Source organism: Streptomyces sp. HUAS TT11 (assembly GCF_051553595.1).
GTDB lineage: Bacteria > Actinomycetota > Actinomycetes > Streptomycetales > Streptomycetaceae > Streptomyces.
Genome location: NZ_CP196184.1, coordinates 5,035,046 through 5,054,589, shown reverse-complemented (window position 1 = coordinate 5,054,589; position 19,544 = coordinate 5,035,046). Strand labels below are relative to the sequence as shown.

The 19,544-nt window shown below is 71.4% G+C and carries 22 protein-coding genes; 8 read left to right on the top strand and 14 right to left on the bottom strand.

Features of this window, described 5'->3' with window-relative positions; translation table 11 throughout:
- Nucleotides 1-8 precede the first annotated feature (8 nt).
- Nucleotides 9-950 carry a CBM35 domain-containing protein gene (locus ACSHXN_RS22690; protein ID WP_355132019.1) on the bottom strand — a complete coding sequence of 314 codons (942 nt, stop codon included), beginning with the start codon at nt 948-950 and terminating at the stop codon, nt 9-11.
- A gap of 116 nt (nt 951-1,066) precedes the next feature.
- Nucleotides 1,067-2,737: a diguanylate cyclase CdgB gene (gene cdgB / locus ACSHXN_RS22685; RefSeq protein WP_355132020.1), complete on the bottom strand. Its 1,671-nt coding sequence runs from the start codon at nt 2,735-2,737 to the stop codon at nt 1,067-1,069.
- A gap of 471 nt (nt 2,738-3,208) precedes the next feature.
- Between cdgB and ACSHXN_RS22680 the strand changes: the two genes are divergently transcribed.
- A complete protein-coding gene (locus ACSHXN_RS22680; RefSeq protein ID WP_355132021.1) occupies nt 3,209-3,847 on the top strand; it encodes a flavin reductase family protein in 639 nt (212 codons plus the stop codon).
- A gap of 576 nt (nt 3,848-4,423) precedes the next feature.
- On the opposite strand, the gene arfB is transcribed toward ACSHXN_RS22680, so the two are convergent.
- Nucleotides 4,424-4,852: an alternative ribosome rescue aminoacyl-tRNA hydrolase ArfB gene (gene arfB / locus ACSHXN_RS22675; protein ID WP_355132022.1), complete on the bottom strand. Its 429-nt coding sequence runs from the start codon at nt 4,850-4,852 to the stop codon at nt 4,424-4,426.
- Between the two features lie 205 nt (nt 4,853-5,057).
- Between arfB and ACSHXN_RS22670 the strand changes: the two genes are divergently transcribed.
- Together ACSHXN_RS22670 and ACSHXN_RS22665 are read left to right on the top strand one after the other, a co-directional pair.
- Nucleotides 5,058-5,633, top strand: coding sequence for a TerD family protein (locus ACSHXN_RS22670; protein ID WP_059127012.1), 576 nt, complete (start codon nt 5,058-5,060; stop codon nt 5,631-5,633).
- A gap of 125 nt (nt 5,634-5,758) precedes the next feature.
- On the top strand, nt 5,759-6,319 hold the full coding sequence (locus ACSHXN_RS22665; protein ID WP_356108559.1) for a GNAT family N-acetyltransferase: 561 nt from the start codon (nt 5,759-5,761) through the stop codon (nt 6,317-6,319).
- On the opposite strand, the gene ACSHXN_RS22660 is transcribed toward ACSHXN_RS22665, so the two are convergent.
- On the bottom strand, nt 6,289-7,689 hold the full coding sequence (locus ACSHXN_RS22660) for a M1 family metallopeptidase (protein WP_438303608.1): 1,401 nt from the start codon (nt 7,687-7,689) through the stop codon (nt 6,289-6,291). The two genes, ACSHXN_RS22665 and ACSHXN_RS22660, sit on opposite strands and share 31 nt — an antisense overlap.
- Nucleotides 7,690-7,754: 65 nt before the next feature.
- On the opposite strand from ACSHXN_RS22660, the gene ACSHXN_RS22655 reads away from it, so the two are divergent.
- Complete coding sequence (locus tag ACSHXN_RS22655; protein ID WP_355132025.1) at nt 7,755-8,267, top strand: hypothetical protein; 513 nt, start codon at nt 7,755-7,757, stop codon at nt 8,265-8,267.
- 114 nt (nt 8,268-8,381) lie between these two features.
- Here the strand turns inward: ACSHXN_RS22655 and ACSHXN_RS22650 are convergent, their stop codons facing one another.
- From ACSHXN_RS22650 to ACSHXN_RS22635, 4 genes are all read right to left on the bottom strand, one after another.
- Nucleotides 8,382-8,864, bottom strand: a complete 483-nt coding sequence (locus ACSHXN_RS22650) for an SRPBCC family protein (RefSeq protein ID WP_355132026.1) — start codon at nt 8,862-8,864, stop codon at nt 8,382-8,384.
- Nucleotides 8,861-9,184 (bottom strand): ArsR/SmtB family transcription factor, encoded by a 324-nt coding sequence (locus ACSHXN_RS22645; protein WP_355132027.1) that lies wholly within the window; start codon nt 9,182-9,184, stop codon nt 8,861-8,863. The genes ACSHXN_RS22650 and ACSHXN_RS22645 overlap by 4 nt, the downstream gene beginning before the upstream one ends.
- A 109-nt stretch (nt 9,185-9,293) precedes the next feature.
- A complete protein-coding gene (locus tag ACSHXN_RS22640; RefSeq protein ID WP_355797649.1) occupies nt 9,294-10,268 on the bottom strand; it encodes a zinc-binding dehydrogenase in 975 nt (324 codons plus the stop codon).
- Nucleotides 10,269-10,313: 45 nt separating this feature from the next.
- Nucleotides 10,314-11,474 carry an NAD(P)-binding protein gene (locus ACSHXN_RS22635; RefSeq protein ID WP_355132029.1) on the bottom strand — a complete coding sequence of 387 codons (1,161 nt, stop codon included), beginning with the start codon at nt 11,472-11,474 and terminating at the stop codon, nt 10,314-10,316.
- A 159-nt stretch (nt 11,475-11,633) separates the two neighbouring features.
- Here ACSHXN_RS22635 and ACSHXN_RS22630 point away from each other — a divergent pair, with 159 nt between their 5' ends.
- Nucleotides 11,634-12,317, top strand: coding sequence for a pentapeptide repeat-containing protein (locus ACSHXN_RS22630; protein WP_438303607.1), 684 nt, complete (start codon nt 11,634-11,636; stop codon nt 12,315-12,317).
- A 91-nt stretch (nt 12,318-12,408) separates the two neighbouring features.
- On the opposite strand, the gene ACSHXN_RS22625 is transcribed toward ACSHXN_RS22630, so the two are convergent.
- The 3 genes from ACSHXN_RS22625 to ACSHXN_RS22615 form a co-directional block, all read right to left on the bottom strand.
- Nucleotides 12,409-12,921: a GNAT family N-acetyltransferase gene (locus ACSHXN_RS22625; protein ID WP_355132031.1), complete on the bottom strand. Its 513-nt coding sequence runs from the start codon at nt 12,919-12,921 to the stop codon at nt 12,409-12,411.
- A 70-nt stretch (nt 12,922-12,991) separates the two neighbouring features.
- Nucleotides 12,992-14,398 carry an NAD(P)/FAD-dependent oxidoreductase gene (locus tag ACSHXN_RS22620; RefSeq protein ID WP_355132032.1) on the bottom strand — a complete coding sequence of 469 codons (1,407 nt, stop codon included), beginning with the start codon at nt 14,396-14,398 and terminating at the stop codon, nt 12,992-12,994.
- Nucleotides 14,399-14,408: 10 nt separating this feature from the next.
- Nucleotides 14,409-15,074 carry a rhomboid-like protein gene (locus ACSHXN_RS22615; protein ID WP_355132033.1) on the bottom strand — a complete coding sequence of 222 codons (666 nt, stop codon included), beginning with the start codon at nt 15,072-15,074 and terminating at the stop codon, nt 14,409-14,411.
- A 10-nt stretch (nt 15,075-15,084) separates the two neighbouring features.
- Between ACSHXN_RS22615 and ACSHXN_RS22610 the strand changes: the two genes are divergently transcribed.
- From ACSHXN_RS22610 to ACSHXN_RS22600, 3 genes are all read left to right on the top strand, one after another.
- The gene (locus ACSHXN_RS22610; RefSeq protein ID WP_383351767.1) at nt 15,085-15,975 is read left to right on the top strand and encodes an aminoglycoside phosphotransferase family protein; all 891 of its coding nucleotides are present in this window, start codon (nt 15,085-15,087) and stop codon (nt 15,973-15,975) included.
- Nucleotides 15,976-16,179: 204 nt separating this feature from the next.
- Nucleotides 16,180-17,238 carry a right-handed parallel beta-helix repeat-containing protein gene (locus ACSHXN_RS22605; protein ID WP_438303605.1) on the top strand — a complete coding sequence of 353 codons (1,059 nt, stop codon included), beginning with the start codon at nt 16,180-16,182 and terminating at the stop codon, nt 17,236-17,238.
- A gap of 32 nt (nt 17,239-17,270) precedes the next feature.
- The gene (locus ACSHXN_RS22600) at nt 17,271-18,323 is read left to right on the top strand and encodes a methyltransferase (RefSeq protein ID WP_355797660.1); all 1,053 of its coding nucleotides are present in this window, start codon (nt 17,271-17,273) and stop codon (nt 18,321-18,323) included.
- Between the two features lie 90 nt (nt 18,324-18,413).
- Here the strand turns inward: ACSHXN_RS22600 and ACSHXN_RS22595 are convergent, their stop codons facing one another.
- From ACSHXN_RS22595 to ACSHXN_RS22585, 3 genes are read right to left on the bottom strand one after another with little or no spacing between them, the layout of a single operon-like run.
- The gene (locus tag ACSHXN_RS22595) at nt 18,414-18,746 is read right to left on the bottom strand and encodes a TcmI family type II polyketide cyclase (RefSeq protein ID WP_059127001.1); all 333 of its coding nucleotides are present in this window, start codon (nt 18,744-18,746) and stop codon (nt 18,414-18,416) included.
- 20 nt (nt 18,747-18,766) lie between these two features.
- Entirely contained in the window at nt 18,767-19,246 is a 480-nt protein-coding gene (locus tag ACSHXN_RS22590; RefSeq protein WP_355132037.1) for an SRPBCC family protein, read from the bottom strand.
- 1 nt (nt 19,247) lies between these two features.
- The gene (locus ACSHXN_RS22585) at nt 19,248-19,502 is read right to left on the bottom strand and encodes an acyl carrier protein (protein ID WP_059126999.1); all 255 of its coding nucleotides are present in this window, start codon (nt 19,500-19,502) and stop codon (nt 19,248-19,250) included.
- Nucleotides 19,503-19,544 lie beyond the last annotated feature (42 nt).

Here is a 19,544-nt window from a genome sequence, read left to right as displayed (position 1 = left end):
CCGCGCGGCTACTTGTTCGCCCAGCCCTTGGTCAGCCAGAGCTGGTCGAAGTTGGCGTTGCACTGGTTCCCCTGCTCGCAGGAGATCCTGATGGTGTTGGTGCCCTTGTTGAGCTGGACGTAGTTGAACGTCTTCGTCCAGCCCTTCTCCCAGTCGCCCTGTGGCGCGTTCGCCCAGTTCTTCAGGGACATGGGGGTGGTCTGGGCCGTGCCGTTGACGGCGAGGGTGGCCGTGGCGTCGGCGCCGGGGACGCCGTAGCCGGTGTGCAGCGTGTACTTGCCGGTCGACGGAACGTCCACGCTCCAGGTCACGGCGGCACCGACGGTGTTGAAGCCCTGGACGTAGACACCGCCGTCCGCCTTGGCGCCCTTCACGTCGGACGCGGTGCTGGTGCCGCCCTCCAGGCGCAGCGCCTTGGCGTCGACGGTCGGCAGCGGGCTGTCGTCCGTGGCCTGCTGGGTCGAGGACTGGCTCGGGTCCGCGCTCTGGGCCGTCGACGGGCTGGAGCCCGCCTCGGTGCCGCCCTTGCCGTCGTCCGAGTCGCCGCCGATCATGGCGATGCCGATGCCGATCACGACCGCGGCGACCACCGCGATCGCGCCGATCAGGAGGCCCTTGGTGTTGGGTCCCCGGCCACGGCCACCGCCGCCCGTGCCGACCGACGTCTGGCGAGTGGTGGCGGCACCGCCGGGCACGGTCTCGGGCGCGGCGTAGTGCGCGTTCGGCTGCCCGTACGCCTGCTGCTGGGGCACCTGGCCGTAGGCGGCCGTCGGGGCCTGCGGCTGGCCGTACTGGCGCTCGCCGACCGGGCGCACTCTGTTGACGGTGCCCGGGTAGCCGTAACCGCCGCCGGTGGGAGGCTGTGCGCCGTTGGCCTGGCCGTCGGCATAGAGATAGCCGAACGGGTCCTCGTCCTCGGGCGTGCTCGCGCCGTTGTTGCCGGGCGTCATCCCTAGGTCTCCTCAACAGGTGCGGGTCCAGATGCATACGTGGCTGAATGGCGAGCCTACCCGTTCCCCGGGCCCCAAACTGCTGTTCTCCCCATCACCCAGGCAATGACCTGCGTTTATCCAGCTCGCCTGTGTTGTTTGGGACGAGAACGTTTCTCTACGTACATCCGTTCGTCAGCGGATTTCAACACTTCGTCCGCCGTCATACCGCAGTGCGCCCAGCCGATGCCGAAGCTGGCGCCGACCCGCATGGCGCGGCCGTCGACCCGGATGGGCTGGATGATCTCGTTGCGCAGGCGCACCGCGAGGTCCTGGGCGTCGGCCTTGCCCAGCCCGTTGGCGAGGACGACGAACTCGTCGCCGCCGAGCCGGGCCACCGTGTCCCCGTCGCGCACTCCGCGGCTGAGCCGCCGGGCCACCTCGATGAGGACCGCGTCGCCCGCGTTGTGGCCGAAGCGGTCGTTGATCGACTTGAAGCCGTCGAGGTCGCAGAAGAGTACCGCGAGCCCCTTGGTGCCGTCGTCGGTGTCGACCTCGGGGGCGACGGTGTGCACATGGTGGTCGAAGGCGTCGTACGGCCCCCGGGAGTGGACGTCGAACGTGGGCCCGGCCCCGTCGAAGGCCGCCGGGTGGCCGGCCGCGTGATCGCCGTAGGCCGCGTCCAGGGCGTCGGCCGCGCCCGGCGGAAGGGACTGCGGGCGCTGGCAGAGGCGGGCGGACAGCCGGGAGCGCAGCTCGGCGGAGTTGGGCAGTCCGGTGAGCGAGTCGTGCGAGGCCCGGTGGGCGAGCTGCAGCTCGCGGCGCTTGCGCTCCTCTATGTCCTCGACATGGGTGAGGAGGAAGCGGGGCCCGTCCGCGGCGTCGGCGACGACGGAGTTGCGCAGCGACACCCAGACGTACGTGCCGTCGCGGCGCCCGAGCCGCAGTTCCGCCCGCCCGCCCTCGGCGGAGGTCCGCAGGAGCGTGCCGATGTCCTCGGGATGGACGAGATCGGAGAACGAGTAGCGGCGCATGGCGGAGGCGGGCCTGCCCAGCAGCCGGCACAGCGCGTCGTTGGTGCGCAGGATCCGCCCGTGCTGGTCGCCGCCCATCTCGGCGATGGCCATGCCGGACGGGGCGTACTCGAAGGCCTGGCGGAAGGACTCCTCGCTGGCCCGCAGGGCCTGCTGCTCCCGCTCGAGACGGACGAGGGCCCGCTGCATGTTCGCCCTGAGGCGGGCGTTGCTGATGGCGATGGCCGCCTGGAAGGCGTACATCTGGAGCGCCTCGCGGCCCCAGGCACCGGGCCGCCGCCCGTTGCGCGGCCGGTCGACCGAGATGACCCCGATCAGTTCACCGCAGCTGCCCTGGACGCTCGGTGTGTACATGGGTGCCAGGAGGCGGTCGGCGGGGTGCCACTCGTCCTCGAAGCGGGGCTCGGGACCGTCGGTGTGCCACTGCGGCACGTCGTCCTCGTCGAGCACCCAGCCCTCGGTGTGGGGTATGAACCGCAGATCGCCCCAGGTCTCGCCCATGTTCAGCCGGCGGTCCCAGGAGGCACGGGAGCCGACCCGCCCGGTGATCAGCGACTCGGCCGCGGAGTTGCCGGCGAACGCGGCGACGACGAGGTCACCGTCCTGTCGCACGAGGTTGACGGCCGCCAGCTCGTAGCCGAGGCCGCCCACGATGCCGTCGGCGACGGTCTGCAGCGTGTCCGCCAGGCTCCGCGCGGTGTTCATGTCCGCCATGACCTGATGCAGCTGCCGCAGGGACGCAAGACGGACATACGGCTCCGACTCGGTGTCCACTCGCCCTCCCCTCGAGGTCTCGCAGCAACTCCAGGGACGCGTCGGCGTACTACGGTTCTCCCGGTTTTCCTCGGTGCGCTACTCGGCGTACTCCATGCGTAGCGTCGTGCAGCGCCCCCGCCACTGAATCACAGCGCGCTGCCCACTAGGTACACAGGGTCAACAAAATACGGCCCCTGTGACTCAAGTCACAGCAGAACATGAACAATTGAGTGGGGATTCCGCGTTTTTCCTGTGCGTTTACGGCCCGCAATTAACGCCTCGTGCAGAAGCTGTGATCATACGTGCCAACTCCATGACGGCAGAGCCACGTTGAGTGTACGGGCCGATCATCCGCGCCGGCGCCCGGAGACGTCCCCGCCCCCTGCGGGCCGGCCCGCATCCGCCCACGGCGTCCGCCGATGGTCCTAGGTCGCGCTTCGGGCCCGGGGCCGATGTGCGCGTCCGGCGGCTCCGGCTAGCGTTCCGGGCGTGCTGAAGACCCCCCCTTCCCCGCCCGTGCCCGCCGCCCCGTCCGCGTCCGGGCATCCTGAAGGGGTGAGCAACGACGAGTTCCGTGCCGCCCTGTCCCGGCTGGCCGCCGGGGTGGTCCTGGTGACCTCGCACGAGCCCCCGCTGGACGCCGAGAGCCCCTCCGCCACCGGTTCCCCGGGGACCGTCGGCCCGGGGGGATCCCCCGCGCGCCGCGACATCACCCGGGGCGAGGACGTGGGCATGACCGCGACGGCCTTCATGTCGGTGTCCCTGGACCCGCCGATGGTCCTGGTCAGCCTGCGTGAGGGCTCACGCATGGACGACCTGCTCGCCGAGCAGCCGCTGTGGGGCGTCTCCGTGCTCGCGGAGAGCCAACGGCACATCGCGGGCCGCTTCGCGATGAAGGGGCGCATCAGCGACCGGCTCCTGTTCGAGGACATCCCGTACGCGCGCGGGGAGGCCTCCGGAGCGCTCCTGGTCGGCGGCGCCCTGGCGACCCTGGAGTGCAGCACGGAGCGGCGCGTTCCCGCGGGCGACCACACGCTGGTCATCGGGCGGGTGCTGAGCGCACAGGTGCCGAGCGCGGAGGGCGGGCCGCTGATGTACTTCCGGGGGCGCTACCGGCACCTGGACTGAAGGGTGCGGGTACGGGGCGCGGCGCCGGGGAACCGGGCCGGCCGCCGTCCTTTCGACGGGCGTCACGCCGGAATCGAGGCGTACGCCTTTCTCCCGGAGCGGACGGGCCTTTCCCACGCATTCAGGAATTCCGCCCGCCTCCCGAAGAGCCGTTTTTGAAAATTGGTCAGCCCCGTCCGCGGCAAGAACGCGCGGCTGTTTTTGCGCTATTGCCACGACGACTTCCGCAAGGCCCGCCCACGAGTGACCCCGCACCCTCCGCCCGGCCGGGAGCGAGGGAGCCGCGCAGGTCACTCGGTACGACGCTCGCGCCCGGCGCGACGGAGCGGCCGGGGCACCGGACGGACGCCGCCGGCCGTCGCCGCACCGGCGGTCGCGCCACCGAATTCCGTGGCTGCATCTCACCCCCCGAACACCCGACTTGTCCAAGATTTTTCCATCCGGACACCCGATGTTCACGCCCACGGGGCGGCGGAGCCCCACCGGTCCCGAAGAACCGTTCCGCTCCGGCGTTCTCGGCATTTCCCGTCGCGTTCGGGAGGCGACGACGGAGAGCGACCGCGCCCCGCGACGCGGCTAGTGCCAGTCCCGCCCGGACCGGCCCCGCTTGGTGTCCGAGCGCTGCTTCTTCTCCCGCAGCCGGCGTTCGTTGATGCCGCGGGGGATGCGGGTCGCTTTCCGGGGCTTCGGCGGCGGAGCCGTCGCCTCGGCGAGCAGGGAGGCCAGACGTACCGCGGCGGCCTCGCGATTGCGCCACTGCGAACGATGCTCGGACGCGCGTACGGTGACGACTCCGTCGACGAGCCGTCCCGCCAGCCGCTCCAGGGCCCGCTGCTTCCACACCGGGGGCAGGGCCTCGGTCCGCTCGAGGTCGAAGCGCAACTCCACCTGGGTGTCGCTGGTGTTGACGTGCTGCCCGCCCGGCCCCGAGGACCTCGAGAAACGCCACAGGAGCTCGGCCTCGGGAAGCGAGACGGAGCCGCGGATGACATGGGGACCGGACATGAGTCCATGGTCGCGCGACTGTCCGGTCCACGTCACGCGAATATCACCCGTGCGGCCGCCGCGGAAGACTCCGGGTAAAGAAAGTAAAGCGATCCGGAACCATCGGGACCCCCCTTGGCGTTGAGACGGGTAGCTGTAGCTTCGTGCCGTACGAAGCGCACATACACCGCACCGCGTACGCGACCGAGGGAAGGGACTCCCAACAATGGCTGTAAGCCTGTCCAAGGGCGGCAACGTCTCGCTCACCAAGGAGGCTCCGGGCCTGACTGCCGTCACCGTGGGCCTCGGCTGGGATGTCCGCACCACCACGGGCACGGACTTCGACCTCGACGCCTCCGCGATCGCGGTCAACACCCAGGGCAAGGTCTACTCCGACCAGCACTTCGTCTTCTTCAACAACAAGCAGACCCCGGACAGCTCGATCGTCCACACCGGTGACAACCGCACGGGTGAGGGCGCGGGCGACGACGAGGCGATCAACGTCAACCTGGCGGCCCTCCCGGCCGACATCGACAAGATCGTCTTCCCGGTCTCCATCTACGACGCGGAGTCCCGCTCGCAGAACTTCGGCCAGGTGCGCAACGCGTACATCCGCATCGTCAACCAGGCCGGCGGTCAGGAGATCGCCCGCTACGACCTGTCGGAGGACGCGGCCACCGAGACGGCCATGGTCTTCGGCGAGCTGTACCGCAACGGCGCCGAGTGGAAGTTCCGCGCGGTCGGCCAGGGCTACGCCTCGGGTCTGGTCGGTATCGCCCAGGACTTCGGCGTCAACGTCTGACCCCGGGGCGCTTCGGCGTGAAGCCCCCGGCCGCGGTGCGCCGCGGCCGGGGGCTCGCCCATGCCCGCTGACCGGCGCTCGGCACACCTCCTGCCCCGGGGTCCCGCCGCGATACGTTGAGCACCGTGATCCTCGAGTCCCTGCCCCTCACCCCCGACCACGACATCCCCGGTCCGCTGCTCGTCGAACTCACCGCGCTCTACGTCTCCAACCGCGAGTTCCACGCACTGAGCGGCGACTTCCCGGACCCGGACGGCATCCGCCCCGAACAGGTGGCGGCGGAGCTGGCCGACGAACTGGCGAACCCGGACGCCGAGGTGCTGCTCGCGCGCAGCGCGGGACGGCTGGCGGGCATCGTGATCACCCTCGCGCACCATCCCGACCCGACCGACCCGGACCCCTGGATCGGCCTGCTGATGGTGGACGCGGGACTCCAGCGGCAGGGGCACGGCAGGCGGCTCGTCTCCCTGGTGGAGGACCGGTTCCGCTCCGCGGGCCGCGCCGCCGTGCGTCTGGCGGTGCTGGAGAACAACCCCAAGGCCCTGGCCTTCTGGACCGCCCTCGGCTACGAGACGATCGACCACCGCCCCGACCGCGGCCGGGGCCGCCCCTGCACCGTGCTGCGCAAGGCGCTGCACCAGCGGTTCCCGCGGCTTCAGGGACGTTCCGGCTTCCCCTGCCCGTAGAGCCAGTCCCGCCAGAGCGCGCGGAAGTCGTTGCCCGGTGCCGTCTTCTCGACGTAGTCGGTGAAGTCGGTGGTGTCCGCGTTCCCGTGGCGGTGGGTGGCCGCCCAGCCCCGGACGATGCCGTAGAAGGCGTCGTCGCCGACGGTCTGCCGGATCTTGTGCAGGACCATGGCGCCGCGTTCGTAGACGGGGCTCTCGGAGATCTGTGCGGCGCCGGACGGCCTGGCGGGCGGGAACGCCCAGATCGCCGCGTCGTCCGCCGGGTCGTCGTAGTAGTCGCCCCGGTAGAGCGCGTCGAAGGTCTGCTGGGCCGTGCTGCCGCCGTGGCCCTCCTGCCACAGCCACTCCGCGTACGTGGCGAAGCCCTCGTTGAGCCACATGTCCCGCCAGCTCTTCGGTGTCACGGAGTCGCCGTACCACTGGTGGGCGAGTTCATGGACGAGGATCTCGGTGTCGGGGGCCCCGGGGAAGACGGGGCGCGTCTGGGTCTCCAGTGCGTAGCCGGCGTCGTGCGGCCGGTCGACCACCGCGCCGACGGAGGAGAAGGGGTAGGGGCCGAAGACGCGTTCCGCCCACTCCATGATCTCCGGGAGCTTCGCCAGCACCTCCCGGCTCGTCCGCGCCTCGGCCGGGTCCACGGCGACATACACGGGCAGGCCGTTCTTCAGCGTCGAGCGGGTGATCTCGTACCGGCCGATCGCGAGCACGGCGAGATAACTCGCCATGGGCTGCACCGTGTGCCAGGCGTAGGTGGTACGGCCGCCCTTCGTCGTCCGGCTCCGCAACTCGCCGTTGGAGACTGCCTCGAGGCCCTGGGGAACCGTGATCCTGATGTCGTAGGTCGCCTTGTCGGACGGATGGTGGTCACCGGGGAACCAGGTCATCGAGCCCGTCGGTTCGCCGAGCGCCAGTGCCCCGTCCGCGGTCCTCAGCCAGCCCTCCTTCGAGCCGTCCGGATCGGTGATCGTCCCCGGCGTGCCCGAGTAGCGCACCGTCGTGCTGAACGTCTCACCCCTGTCGAGCCCACCGGAAGGCCGCACGGTCAGCTCCTGGCCGGACCGGCTCCAGCGGGCGGCGCGCCCGTCGACGGCGACGGCGGCCACCTCCAGCCCCTTCAGGTCCAGGTCGAACGCGGAGAGGTCCTTGGTCGCGCGTGCCGTGACGACCGCCGTGCCGGTGAGACGGCGGTCGGCCGGGTCGTAGGCGAGGGTCAGGCCGTAGTGCCCGACGTCGTAGCCGCCGTTGCCCATCCCCGGGAAGTAGGGGTCGCGCAGGCCGGATCCACCGGGGGTCCCGTGCACGGCGCCGCCGCACGCACCGAGGACGAGTGCCAGGAGGGCGGCTGGGACAATGCGTACATGTCTGGACACAACCACGATCCTATGAGGGCAGGCCGCGAAGGTGGAGCCGGCAGCGGCGTGACACCATCGCCCCCGTGCTCGACATCGGATACGCCCTCTCCAACCGCTTCCCCGACCCGCCGCAGACCGACTACCGCCGCGCGGACGTCCACGCGCTGCGACACGATCTGTTCTGCGGAGACGTCTACCTCGCCGACACCGAGGCGGACCGCGAGCTGTCCACAGCCTGGGGATGGGTGCCGGTGCTCGACTTCGCGTGGGCGCTGTGCGACATCGTCGAGCGACTCGACCGCGACCCCCTCGGCAGCCGTTCCGCCCGGCCCCTGCACGCGGAACTGGACTTCACCGAGTCCACCGACCGCTTGCTCTTCGAACGACGCTTCGGCTGGGTGGACATCGAGGCGGAGTGGCTGCCGCCGTCGGAGCCACCGCTGTCCTTCTCCCACGCCGAACTGCGCCGCGAGTCCCGGGACTTCCTGCAGGACCTGATCGCCGACCTCACCGACCTGCACGAGGACCTCGGCGAGAACCCGGCGATCTGGACTCTCCAGGCCCGTTTCCCCAGGGTGGCCCAGAAGCGGCGGTGACCGCGCTCTCCGGCGCGGCCACCGCCTCCCCTGTCGCACGCCCCCGGCGGAGCCACACCCGCGGCCCGGCGCCGGGGAACCGACCCACCCCGTGCCCGTGGTGCCGGACGGCCCTCAGCCGCCGGACGCGAACAGGGCGGCGAAGCGGGCCAGATACAGCGGCCAGCCGGCGTCGTCGCCGACACCGTCGGCGACGGCCCGCCAGCCGGGGCCGTGCCGGTCGATGTTGCGGTGCTCCAGCTCCACCCTGGTGCGCTGCGGGGTCTCGGCGACGAACCGGACCTCGACCTCGCTGGTGTTCTCCGGCTCGGTCTCGATCTGCCACTGCGGGTCGATGTCCCAGCTGAACACCACCCGGTCCGGCGGCTCGTAGGCGAGCACACGCGCCCAGCGGCACTCGCTGCCGTCCACGCCGCGGTCGTAGATGTGACCGCCGGCCTTCGGCTCGAACACGGTCTCGGCGATCTCCACCGCGAGCAGGTTGTGCTCCGGCGGCTTGAAATCGCCGAAGCGCTCCGTGAACGCGCTGAACGCCCGCTCGAGCGGCGCCTCGACGACGATCCGCCGACGGACCACCGTGCCGGCTTCCTGGGTCATGAGCTTCCCTCTTCCCGTTCTTCGACGACGTCCTGGTAGCCGGCCAGCGCCCGGTTCCAGAACGTCTCCAGTTGATCGCGCAGCGCGGCCACGCCCGCCGGGTCGAGCCGGTAGATGCGGCGCGTGCCTTCCGCACGCTCGCTCACGAGTCCGGCGCTCTTCAGCACCTTCAGGTGCTGCGACACCGCAGGCCGGCTGACCGGGAGCTCGTCGGCGAGTTCACCGACCGCGCGCGGCCCGTCGGCCAGGCGCTCGACGATGGCGCGCCGGGTGGGGTCCCCCAGGGCACCCAGTGCATCGCCGGCTTGGTAAGTACCCACGAACGGTAAGTGTGGACTTACCCATAAGGGAGGGTCAAGCACCGTCGAGGAAGGCCGCTGTCCACAGGCGGGCGATCGAGGACCGCGCCCGCCGGAGCGCGCCTCGGCGTCACGGCTCCAGCACGACCTTCCCGACCGTCGCCCGTGTCTCCAGGGCCCGATGGGCCGCGGCCGCCGCCGCGAGCGGGAACCGCTGGACCGCCGGCACCAGGCGCCCGGCCGCGGCCTCCGCGAGAGCGCGCTGTTCCAGGGTGCGCAGCGGGTCGGGGCCGCCCGCCTTCCGCAGCATGACCGGACCGAGCACCTGCTCGGAGACGCCCTCGACGAGGTACGGCGCGCCGCCCCCGATGCCCTCGGCGGACCAGCCGAAGACGATGTGCCTGCCGCCCGGAGCGAGCAGGTCCACCGCCGTGCGCGCGACGGTGCCGCCCACGCCGTCGAGGACGACCGTGACCGCGCCCCGGTGACCGTCCAGGCGCGCCGCCCACGCGGGGTCCGTGTAGTCGACCGCGAGGTGGGCACCGTTCTCGCGCACCCGCGCCACCTTCTCCGCCCCTCCGGCGAGCCCGATCACGGTGGCACCCGCGTGCCGGGCGTGCTGCACGAGGAGGGTGCCGATGCCGCCCGCGGCCGCCGGGACGAGGACCACGGCACCGGGTCCGAGGTCGGCGAACTGCACGATCCCCATCGCCGTACGCCCCGTGCCGATCATGGCCACCGCCTGGGCATGGTCGAGGTTCCGTGGGGTCTCGTGCAGGCGCTCGGCGTCCGTGACCACGAGTTCGGCGTAGCCGCCCGGCGTGAACCCGAGGTGGGCGACCACCCGTCGGCCGAGCCAGCGGGCGTCGACCCCCTCGCCGAGCGACTCGACGGTGCCGGCGACCTCGCGGCCCGGGACGGTGGGAAGGGGGGTCGGGCCGGGCGCCGGACCCGTCGCGCCCTCTCTCAGCGCCGTGTCCAGCAGGTGCACACCGGCCGCGGCCACCGCGATACGGACCTGCCCCGGACCGGCCTCGGGGTCCTCGACCCGCTCGTAGGACAGGTTCTCCGCCGGGCCGAAGGTGTGCAGACGGATGGCGTGCATGGGCGGGCTCCTCGTCGTCGCTGTCGGAGGACCCACCCTTCGGCCTCAAGCGCGCTTGAGGTCAAGGCCGCGTCGGCCGACGGCCAGGGACACGGCGGCGAGGGCGCTGTTGAAGGAGACCTCCGAGAGCACACCGGGTGCCGCGACCTGGTCGCCCGCGAGGTAGACACCGCCGCCGCGGTCGACGGCGGGCCGGTCGCGCCAGCTGGTGCCCGGCAGGTCCACGGCGCCCGTACGCCCCCGGGCCACCGCCTCCCGCCGCCACAGGACCCGCTCGCGCCAGCCCTCGTAGGCGAGGTCGAGCAGTCGCTCGGCACGTGCCACGCCGTCGGCCCGGGACTCGTCGGGCGCGATCGGGATCTGGCCCTGGATCAGCTGCTGCCCCGCGGGCGCCAGCGAGCGGTCCTTCGCGGTGAAGCGCTCGATCCAGCCGGGTGCGTCCAGGTCGGACACGGCCCAGGCGTCGCCCCTGCGGGTGCGCAGAGCCAGGTCGACCAGAACGGTCCGGCCGCCGTCCCAGACCAGGGAGTCGTCCCCGAGGAGGCGGCGGGCCGCGTCCAGGGAGGTGGCGACGATCACGGGGGTGCCCGTGGGCACGGTGTCGACGCGGGACAGGGTCTCCATGCGCACGCCGAGGTTCCAGGCGCGGGCCGCCATCCGGTCGATGACGCTCGCCCAGCCGCCCTTCGGCTGGTGCGCCTCGGTCGGGAGCCGGGTGGTCCGGCGCAGACGCTCCTGGACGAAGGCGGCGGACAGCGATCCGGGATCGTGGTGGAAGACGGCGATCCCTGAGTAGTGGGCTGCGGCACGCGCGGCCTCCTCACCTGCCTCCTCGCTCGCCCACGTCAGGAAGTCGACGTCCACGGGCGCCTGTACGGAGGTCCGGCGCAACAGCTTGAGCATCGCGAAGGGCGGGGTGCGGCGCAGAGCGCCCTTGTGGTGGAGGCGCAGACGGGCCGCTTCCAGGGGCGGGAGAGGAGCGAGCGGGCCGATGAGGTCCCGCTGCCCGAGCCAGGTCCAGTGCGGGCCGCCGCTGTAGAGGGCGTGCGGCCCTTCGTTGGTCCGGTAGGGGCCCTCGTCGGTCCGCGCGCGACCGCCGAGGGTGTGGTGCGCCTCGTACACGGTGACCTTGGCCCCGGCCTCGGCTGCGGTGATCGCGGCGATGAGCCCGGCGAATCCGCCGCCGACGACGGTGATGCGGTGCATGGGTGTGGTTCTCCCTCCTGGCGCAGGCCCTGGCTCGAGAGCACGGTGCGCAGAGCCACGTCGCGAGTCGCGTCGCCTGTACGACGCCGGAAGGCACCCCGAATGTGACATCGCCGGAGAAGGCGCAGGTCAGGGCGATTGTCACCGGCGACATGCACCATGGGGGGCATGACGCGGAGCAATCGGGTGGTGAAGGCGGCGCGGCGCCCCGAGGTGCGGCTGCCCGAGCTGGTGGCCGCCTCGATCGGCGAGTTGGAGCCGGACGGGGACTACGACGGGCTGGAGTTCCAGGAAGCGGACTTCGCCGGGCAGGACGGCGCGGGCGCCCGCTTCATGGACTGCGCGCTGACGGGCTGTGCCCTGGACGAGACACGGCTGCACCACGCGCGCGTACTGGACTCCGTCCTCACCGGCATACGGGGCGTGGGCACCGATCTGGCCGAGGCGAGCCTGCGCGATGTCGAGCTGGTGGACGCCCGGCTCGGCGGTGTGCAGCTGCACGGCGCGGTCCTGGAGCGGGTGCTGGTGCGCGGCGGCAAGATCGACTATCCGAACCTGCGCACGGCGCGGCTCAAGGACGTCGTCTTCCAGGGCTGCGTCCTGGTCGAGCCGGACTTCGGGGGTGCGCGACTTGAGCGGGTCGAGTTCGTGGACTGCGTGCTGAAGGGTGCCGACCTCACGGCGGCGACGCTGGTGGACGTGGATCTGCGCCGCGCGGCCCAGTTGGACATCGCCCGCGGGGTGGGCCGTCTGTCCGGTGCGGTGATCAGCCACACCCAACTCCTGGACCTGGCCGCCGTGCTGGCGGCCGAGATCGGTGTGCGGGTGGCCCCGGAGGACTGAGGTGCGACGCCCGGGCGGCGCGGGATACCGGCGCGGGGGACGTCCGAAGCCACGGCGGAGATCCGGGGGGCGTCCCCGGACCTCTGTCCGGCTACGCCCGCCGCCCCAGCTTGGTGAGGGCCTCGTCCGTCAGCCGGTAGACCGTCCACTCGTCCTGCGGGCGGGCGCCGAGGGCCTCGTAGAAGTCGATGGACGGCCGGTTCCAGTTGAGGACCGACCACTCCAGCCGCTCGTAGCCCCGGTCCACGCAGATCCGGGCCAGCTCCGTCAGCAGCGCCTTGCCGTGCCCGGTGCCGCGGGCCCCGGGACGGACATAGAGGTCCTCCAGGTAGATGCCGTGCACACCGCGCCAGGTGGAGAAGTTCAGGAACCACAGTGCGAAGCCGACGGCCTCGCCGTCCTCCGTCTCGGCGATGTGCGCGAACGCCGCGGGGCGCTCGCCGAACAGCGCCTCGTGGAGCTGGTCCTGTGTCGCCCGCGCCTGGTCGGGCTCCTTCTCGTACTCGGCCAGTTCTCGGACGAGCGTGTGGATGACGGGCACGTCGGCGGCTGTCGCGGTACGTATCACCACCGCAGTGTCACACAGGCGCCGCGGGCCCGACACCTCCTGCCGTCGTTCTCCGCCGCTGGTCAGAGCGGTCGATCACGTCCGGCCGGTACGAACGGCGGCGGCCTCAGTGGCGCCCCGCGACGCGGTCCGCCAGCCGCGCGAGCCGTGAGGACCCGGCGGAGTGCGTGGTCAGTTCGCGACGGTCCGCCGTGCGGTATGTGGCGTACATGCCGTGCACACCGAGCCAGCGCAGCGGCTCCGGCTCCCACTTGCGCACCCGGTGGTTCACCCACGGCAGCGCGGTCAGGTCCGTCGACCCGGCCTGACCCGAGTCCTGCCGCACCAGATCGCGGAGTGTGCGGGCGGCGAGGTTCGTGGTGGCCACGCCCGAGCCGACGTATCCGCCCGCCCAGCCGAGGCCCGTCGACCGGTCCAGGGTGACCGTGGCGCACCAGTCGCGGGGCACCCCCAGCACGCCCGACCAGGCATGGGCCACCTTCACCCCGGTGAGCGACGGGAAGAAGCGCACCAGGATGTCGTACAGCGCCTCGATGGTGGCGGGCTGCGTACGGCCGTCGTTGTCCGTGCGGGAACCGAATCGGTAGGGGATCCCGCGGCCGCCGAGCGCGATCCGTCCGTCGGCGGTGCGCTGCGCGTACATGTAGGCGTGCGCCATGTCGCCGAGCGTCTCCCGTCCCTCCCAGCCGATCCGGGCCCACTGCTCGTCGGTCAGCGGCTCGGTCGCGATCATGGACGAGTTCATGGGCAGCCAGGTGCGCCGCTGGCCCTTCAGCGACGCCGTGAAGCCCTCGGTGCAGCGCAGGACGTAGGGCGCCCGCACCGTACCGTAGGGCGTCACCGCGTGCTTCGGGCGGATCTCCGTCACCGGCGTCCGCTCGTGGATCGTCACCCCGAGCGCCTCGACGGCCGCCGCGAGCCCCTTGACCAGCTTGACCGGGTGCAGCCGCGCCCCGTGCGGGGTCCAGGTGGAGCCGACCGCGTCCGCGACCCGGATCCGCTCTGCGGTCTCACCGGCGCCGTACAGCTCGCGGTCCTGCTCGCCGAACGACAGCTCGTGCTCGTGGAACGCCTTGAGCCGGGCCAGTTGCGCGGGCGTGTACGCCACCTCCAGGACGCCGCCGACGTGCACGTCCGCCTCGATGCCCTCCTCCCGGGTGACCCGTACCACCTCGGCGACGGTGTCGTTCATCGCCTTCTGCAGCCGGACGGCGGCCTCATGGCCGTGCAGCTTCGCGTACCGGTCGCGGCCCGCCACACCGTTGTAGAGCCAGCCCCCGTTGCGTCCGGAGGCGCCGTACCCGCAGAACTTCTGCTCCAGCACGGTGATGCGCAGGAAGGGCGCCGCCTTCTTCAGGTAGTACGCGGTCCACAGTCCGGTGTAGCCGCCGCCGACGATCACGACATCGGCGGACCGGTCCCCGGACAGGGGTTCGCGCTGCGGGGGGAGGCCGTCGTCGGCGTACCAGAACGAGACACCGCCGTTGACGGCGCCGCTGACTGCGCTGCTCATGGGCCGGACGTTAGCTTCTGAGGGCGGCCGGTGTCTCCTTCGGATTCCATGGTTTTCCGCGGCCGAGGGTCAGCGGATAGCACGCGAACCCGACCATCAGCGCCATGAAATGCCCGAAATCGGTGAAGGTGGGCGCGGCCATGAGAGGGACCGTGTACACGCACAGGACCACCGCCAGATACGCGTAGCGCCAGGGCGCCGCGATCCGGTACACGAGTACGGCCACCACCCCGGCCAGCGCGTAACTCACGCCGATGTCCAACGTGCCGGCCGCCGACCTCGGGGCGGCCCCGTCCCTTATCGCCTGCAGCAGGGCACCCTCACCGGCCAGCGTGGCCAGCACATGCGCGGCGACGCACACGGCCAGCCAGCGCGCGGTGCCCAGCCAGCGCTCCGCCGGTGCGTGAAGGACCGTGTAGAGCACGGCGTACGGCAGCCAGCGGCCACCGTCCAGCCACATGGCGCTCGTGATGAACACCCGCACGGGGTTGGACGACAGCTCGTTGAGGTTGGTGGACCGCTGCCGCAGGAAGTCCTGCTCGAACTGCGGCGGCATGTGGTGCAGGGCGACGGTGGTGACGAACAGGACGAGCAGCCACAGATAGGTGCCCGGGGCGCTGCGGACGTACGCCGCCGCCGCCCCGAGCCGTCGCCTTGCCCGTATGACCCCGCTCACATACGCAAGTATGGTCGGGGTCGTGATAGACGTGCCTGGCGAGCTGGCCGCCGCACAGGAGAGGTTCAACGGGGCCGCGGGGCGGGCGTTCGTCGCCGGCCTGCCGCGGCGGACGGCGGAGTTCCTGCGGCGCTGGCGGCTGCGGATCGACGGGCCCTCGATGTACGGCATGTGCGCCCTGGTCCTGCCGGTGGTGCGGGCGGACGGCACGCCGGCCGTGCTCAAGCTCCAGTTCCTTGACGAGGAGAGCGCGGGTGAACCGGTCGCCCTGCGCGTCTGGGACGGCGAGGGGGCCGTACGGCTGCTGGAGCAGGACCCCGCCACGGGCAGCCTCCTGCTGGAACGCCTCGATGCGGCCCGCGCGCTGACGCACATGCCCGACTCCCGCGCGGCCGTTCTGGTCCTCGCCCGGCTGCTGGCCCGGCTGACGTCCGTACCGGCACCGGAGGGGATGCGGCAGCTGGGTGACAGCGCCCGGACCATGCTGGAGGCGGCACCGCGGATCCTGCCGACGATCCCCGACCCGAGCGACCGCCGGCTGATGGCGGACTGCGTCGCCGCCGTACGCGAGGTGGCCGCCGAGCCGGGTGACCGTCTCCTGCACTGGGACCTGCACTACGACAACGTCCTGGCCGCCGACCGGGAGCCCTGGCTCGCGATCGACCCCAAACCGCTGTCGGGCGACCCGGGGTTCGAGCTCTTCCCGGCCCTGCGCAACCGCTTCGAGCCGGACGAGACCCGCTGGCGCTTCGACGCCATGACCGAGGTCCTGGGCCTGGACCGGGAGCGCGCACGCGCCTGGACCCTGGGCCGCGTCCTGCAGTACGCCCTCTGGGAGGCCGGCGGCGGCCACCGCCTGTCACGGGACGAGCTGGAGATCGGCCGCACACTGCGCGGGTGACCGCGAGGCGGGCTCCGGGGCGGTGCGGCCACCCGGAGGAACGGGGCACCCGCACGGCCGCGACCGCCGTAGGCCGTTCGTGGTGGCCCACGGGGGCGTCGACCACGGACGCCGGAAGCGGCGACCGGCCCGACGCCCCACCAGACACGCCACCGAATGGCCGATCCGGCTTGCGGAGGCGCATCCGGTCATAGCGTACAGAATATGACGAAACGCCATATCGCCTACCTCGTATGCACCACGGCGCTGCTCGGCTCGGCACTCAGCTGCGCGGCCGCGACCGCCGCGGGTCCCTCGACCCACCTGGTGCATCAGGGGGACTCGATCCAGAAGGCGGTGGATGCCGCCGGTTCCGGAGACACCGTCCTCGTCTCCGCGGGCACCTACCGTGAGAGCGTCCGGATCACCAAGCCGCTGACCCTGCGCGGCACGGGCCGGAGCACGGTGATCACGCCGGCCACCGGCTCGTCCTCGAACGCCTGCGCAAAGGCCGGCAGCGGCATCTGCGTGGAGGGCAAGGACGGTCACCCGGTCGAGAACGCCGCCGTCGAATCGCTGACCGTGACCGGCTTCCCCAAGAACGGGGTGTGGTCGTCGTGGACCGACGGACTGATCGTCCGGCAGGTGACGGCCGAGAAGAACGGCCAGTGGGGCATCGCACAGGAGCAGTCCACCCGTGGCGTGCTCCTGGACAACTCCGTCCGCGACAGCGGCAACGCGGGCATCTTCCTCGCCAACACCTCCAGCGAGGAGGCGGCGGCCCTGGACACCAAGGGCGCGGTGATCGCACGGAACCGGCTGCAGGGCAACCGGGTCGGGGTCACCGTCAGACGGCTCAGGGACCTCAGCGTCACGGGCAACGACTTCACCGCGAACTGCGCGGCGGTGTTCCTCGTCGGTGACGAGAACAAGCCGCGCGGTGGGGCGCTGACCGTCAGCGACAACTTCATCCACGGCAACAACAAGGTCTGCCCCAAGGCCGACCGGCTGCCCGTCATCCAGGGTGCCGGCATCGTCCTGACCGGCGTCGAGAAGACCGTCGTCACGCGGAACGTGATCACGGACAACGCCGGCTCCTCCCCGTTCGCGGGCGGCATCGTGCTCTTCAAGAGCATGGTCGGCTCCCCCAACGAGAACAATCAGATCACCGCCAACACGCTGATGCGCAACGGCCCGGCGGACCTCGTCAACGCCGACACCGGCACGGGCAACACCTTCCAGGGCAACTCCTGCCGGGCCTCCAAGCCCGCGGGGCTGTGCTGACCGACCGCGGACCCAGAGAGGAAAGGCAGCACATGACGACCGCAATGCAGGCCGCCGCGACGGCCGAAGCCCCGGCACCACCACCGTCCATGCGGCTGAGGGAACTCGTCTTCGGAGCGGCGTGCGCCGCCGCCCTGCGCGCCGCCGCCCGGCTGCGCGTCGCCGACGCGCTGGGCGACGGACCGACCCGCGTGGAAGACCTCGCGGCCACCGTCGGGACCGAGGCCCGGACACTGCGCCGGCTGCTGCGTGCCCTGTCCTGCTACGGCGTCTTCGCCGAGCAGGAGGACGGGACCTTCACGCACACCGAGATGTCCCGGCTGCTGCGCGAGGACGACCCGAACAGCCTGCGCAACATCTCGCTGTGGTGCACCGAGCCCTGGACGTGGGAGGCGTGGCCGCGGCTGGACGAGGCGGTACGCTCCGGCCGGAACGTCGTCCAGGAGCTGTACGGCAAGGAGTTCTTCGTCTATCTCAACGAGGACGCCCCGGAGTCGGCCGACGTCTTCAACCGGGCCATGACGACCTCGAGCACCCAGTCCGCACGGGACGTCGCACAACTCCTCGACCTGTCGGGGAGCTCCTCCGTCGCCGACATCGGCGGCGGCCAGGGACATGTGGTGGCGAGCCTGCTGGAGAAGTACCCGTCGATGCGGGGAACCCTTCTCGACCTGCCCCGCGTGGTGGAGAAGGCCGACCCGCGGCTGCGCCCGGGAGGCTCACTCGCGGACCGGGTCACCATCGTGCCCGGGGACTGCCGCGAGACCGTCCCGGTCGGGGCCGACGTCTACATCATCAAGAACATCCTGGAGTGGGACGACGGCAGCACCGCCCGGACACTGCGCAACGTCATCGAGGCGGGCGGCCCCAAGGCGAGGGTCGTGGTCATCGAGAACCTCGTCGACGACACCCCCTCGATGCGGTTCAGCACCGCGATGGACCTGCTGCTGCTCCTCAACGTCGGCGGGGCCAAGCACACCACCGGGAGCATGGTCGAGCGGCTGACCGGCGCCGGCCTGGTCGTCGACTCGATCCGCCCGGTCAACGCCTATCTGCACGCCTTCGACTGCACCGTCCCCGCGTGAGCGCTGCGGCCGGATCACCCGGGCCGCACACCATCGGTCGCCGGGTCCGCGGCTGACGCGGACCCGGCGACCGACGGCTGTGCGGACGCTTCACCTCGCGGCGTCCCGCTCCCAGAGGTAGAAGCGCTGCGCCATCGCGTCCTTCGGAGAGCGCCAGGTCGCGGGGTCGTACGCACTCACATACGCCGAAAGCTGCTCGCTGATGTCCCGGAAGGCGGGGTGCTCGGCCACCTTGGCGATGGCCGGACCGGGCTCCCGCTCGGACTCGACGAGGTGCATGTACACATCACCGAATTGGAAGAGGCTGCGCCGGGTGACCCCGACGAGGTGGGGCAGTTCTCCCCGGTCGGAGTCCTCGAACACCTTGGCGATATCCGGGGCCGACCCCGGGGCCATGCGGGCGACGATGAGGGCCTGATGCATCAGCCTGTCCTCCGTCCGGCTCAGTCGGCCAGGGCCGGCGCGGGCCGGTGGCTGCGGGCGGCCTGCTCGATCCGGTCCCGGATCAGGGCCATCTGGACCTTGGAGTTGCGATTGATGTTGTCGGTCATCCAGGCGTCGTCGACCGGCGCCTCCGGCTTCATCTCGAAGTCCTGGGTCCACGTCATCCGGGTGCCCTCGGAGGTCTCCTCGTAACTCCAACGGATGTTCATGTAGGCGAAGGGCCCGGGCTCGACGCGACGGGCCTTGACGCTGAGCGCGTCGCGGTCCGTCTCCCGCTCGGAGACCCAGCTCCACACCGTGCCCTGCTCGTCGGGGTGCATGGTCAGCCGGAAGGTCGTCCGGTTCCCCTCGCGGGAGAGCACCTCGCAGGACGCGTACTCGCTGAACAGCTGCGGCCAGTTCTCCAGGTCGTTGGTCATGTCCCACACCAGGTCCACCGGTGCGGCGATGGTGATGGCGTTCTCCGTGTGTCCGGCCATGTCAGGCTCCTGCCATAAGGGTGCTGTTGACGAGATCGAGGAACTGCCGGGGGGTCTTGCAGCGCTCCGCGTCCGGAGGCATCTGCGTGCCGTGCCGGTTCTCCAGTTCGCCCACGATGCCGAGCAGGCCGAGGGAGTCGATGCCGAGACTGTCGAAGCCGGAGTCGTAGCGCTGCTGGAGTTCCTGCGGGGCGACGGTGACTCCGGCCGCCTTCTTCATCAGTTCGGACAGTTCTTCCAGGGTGATTCGGCTCATTCGGTTCCTCTCCTTTGCTTCAGGGCGGCCTCACTGCGAGAC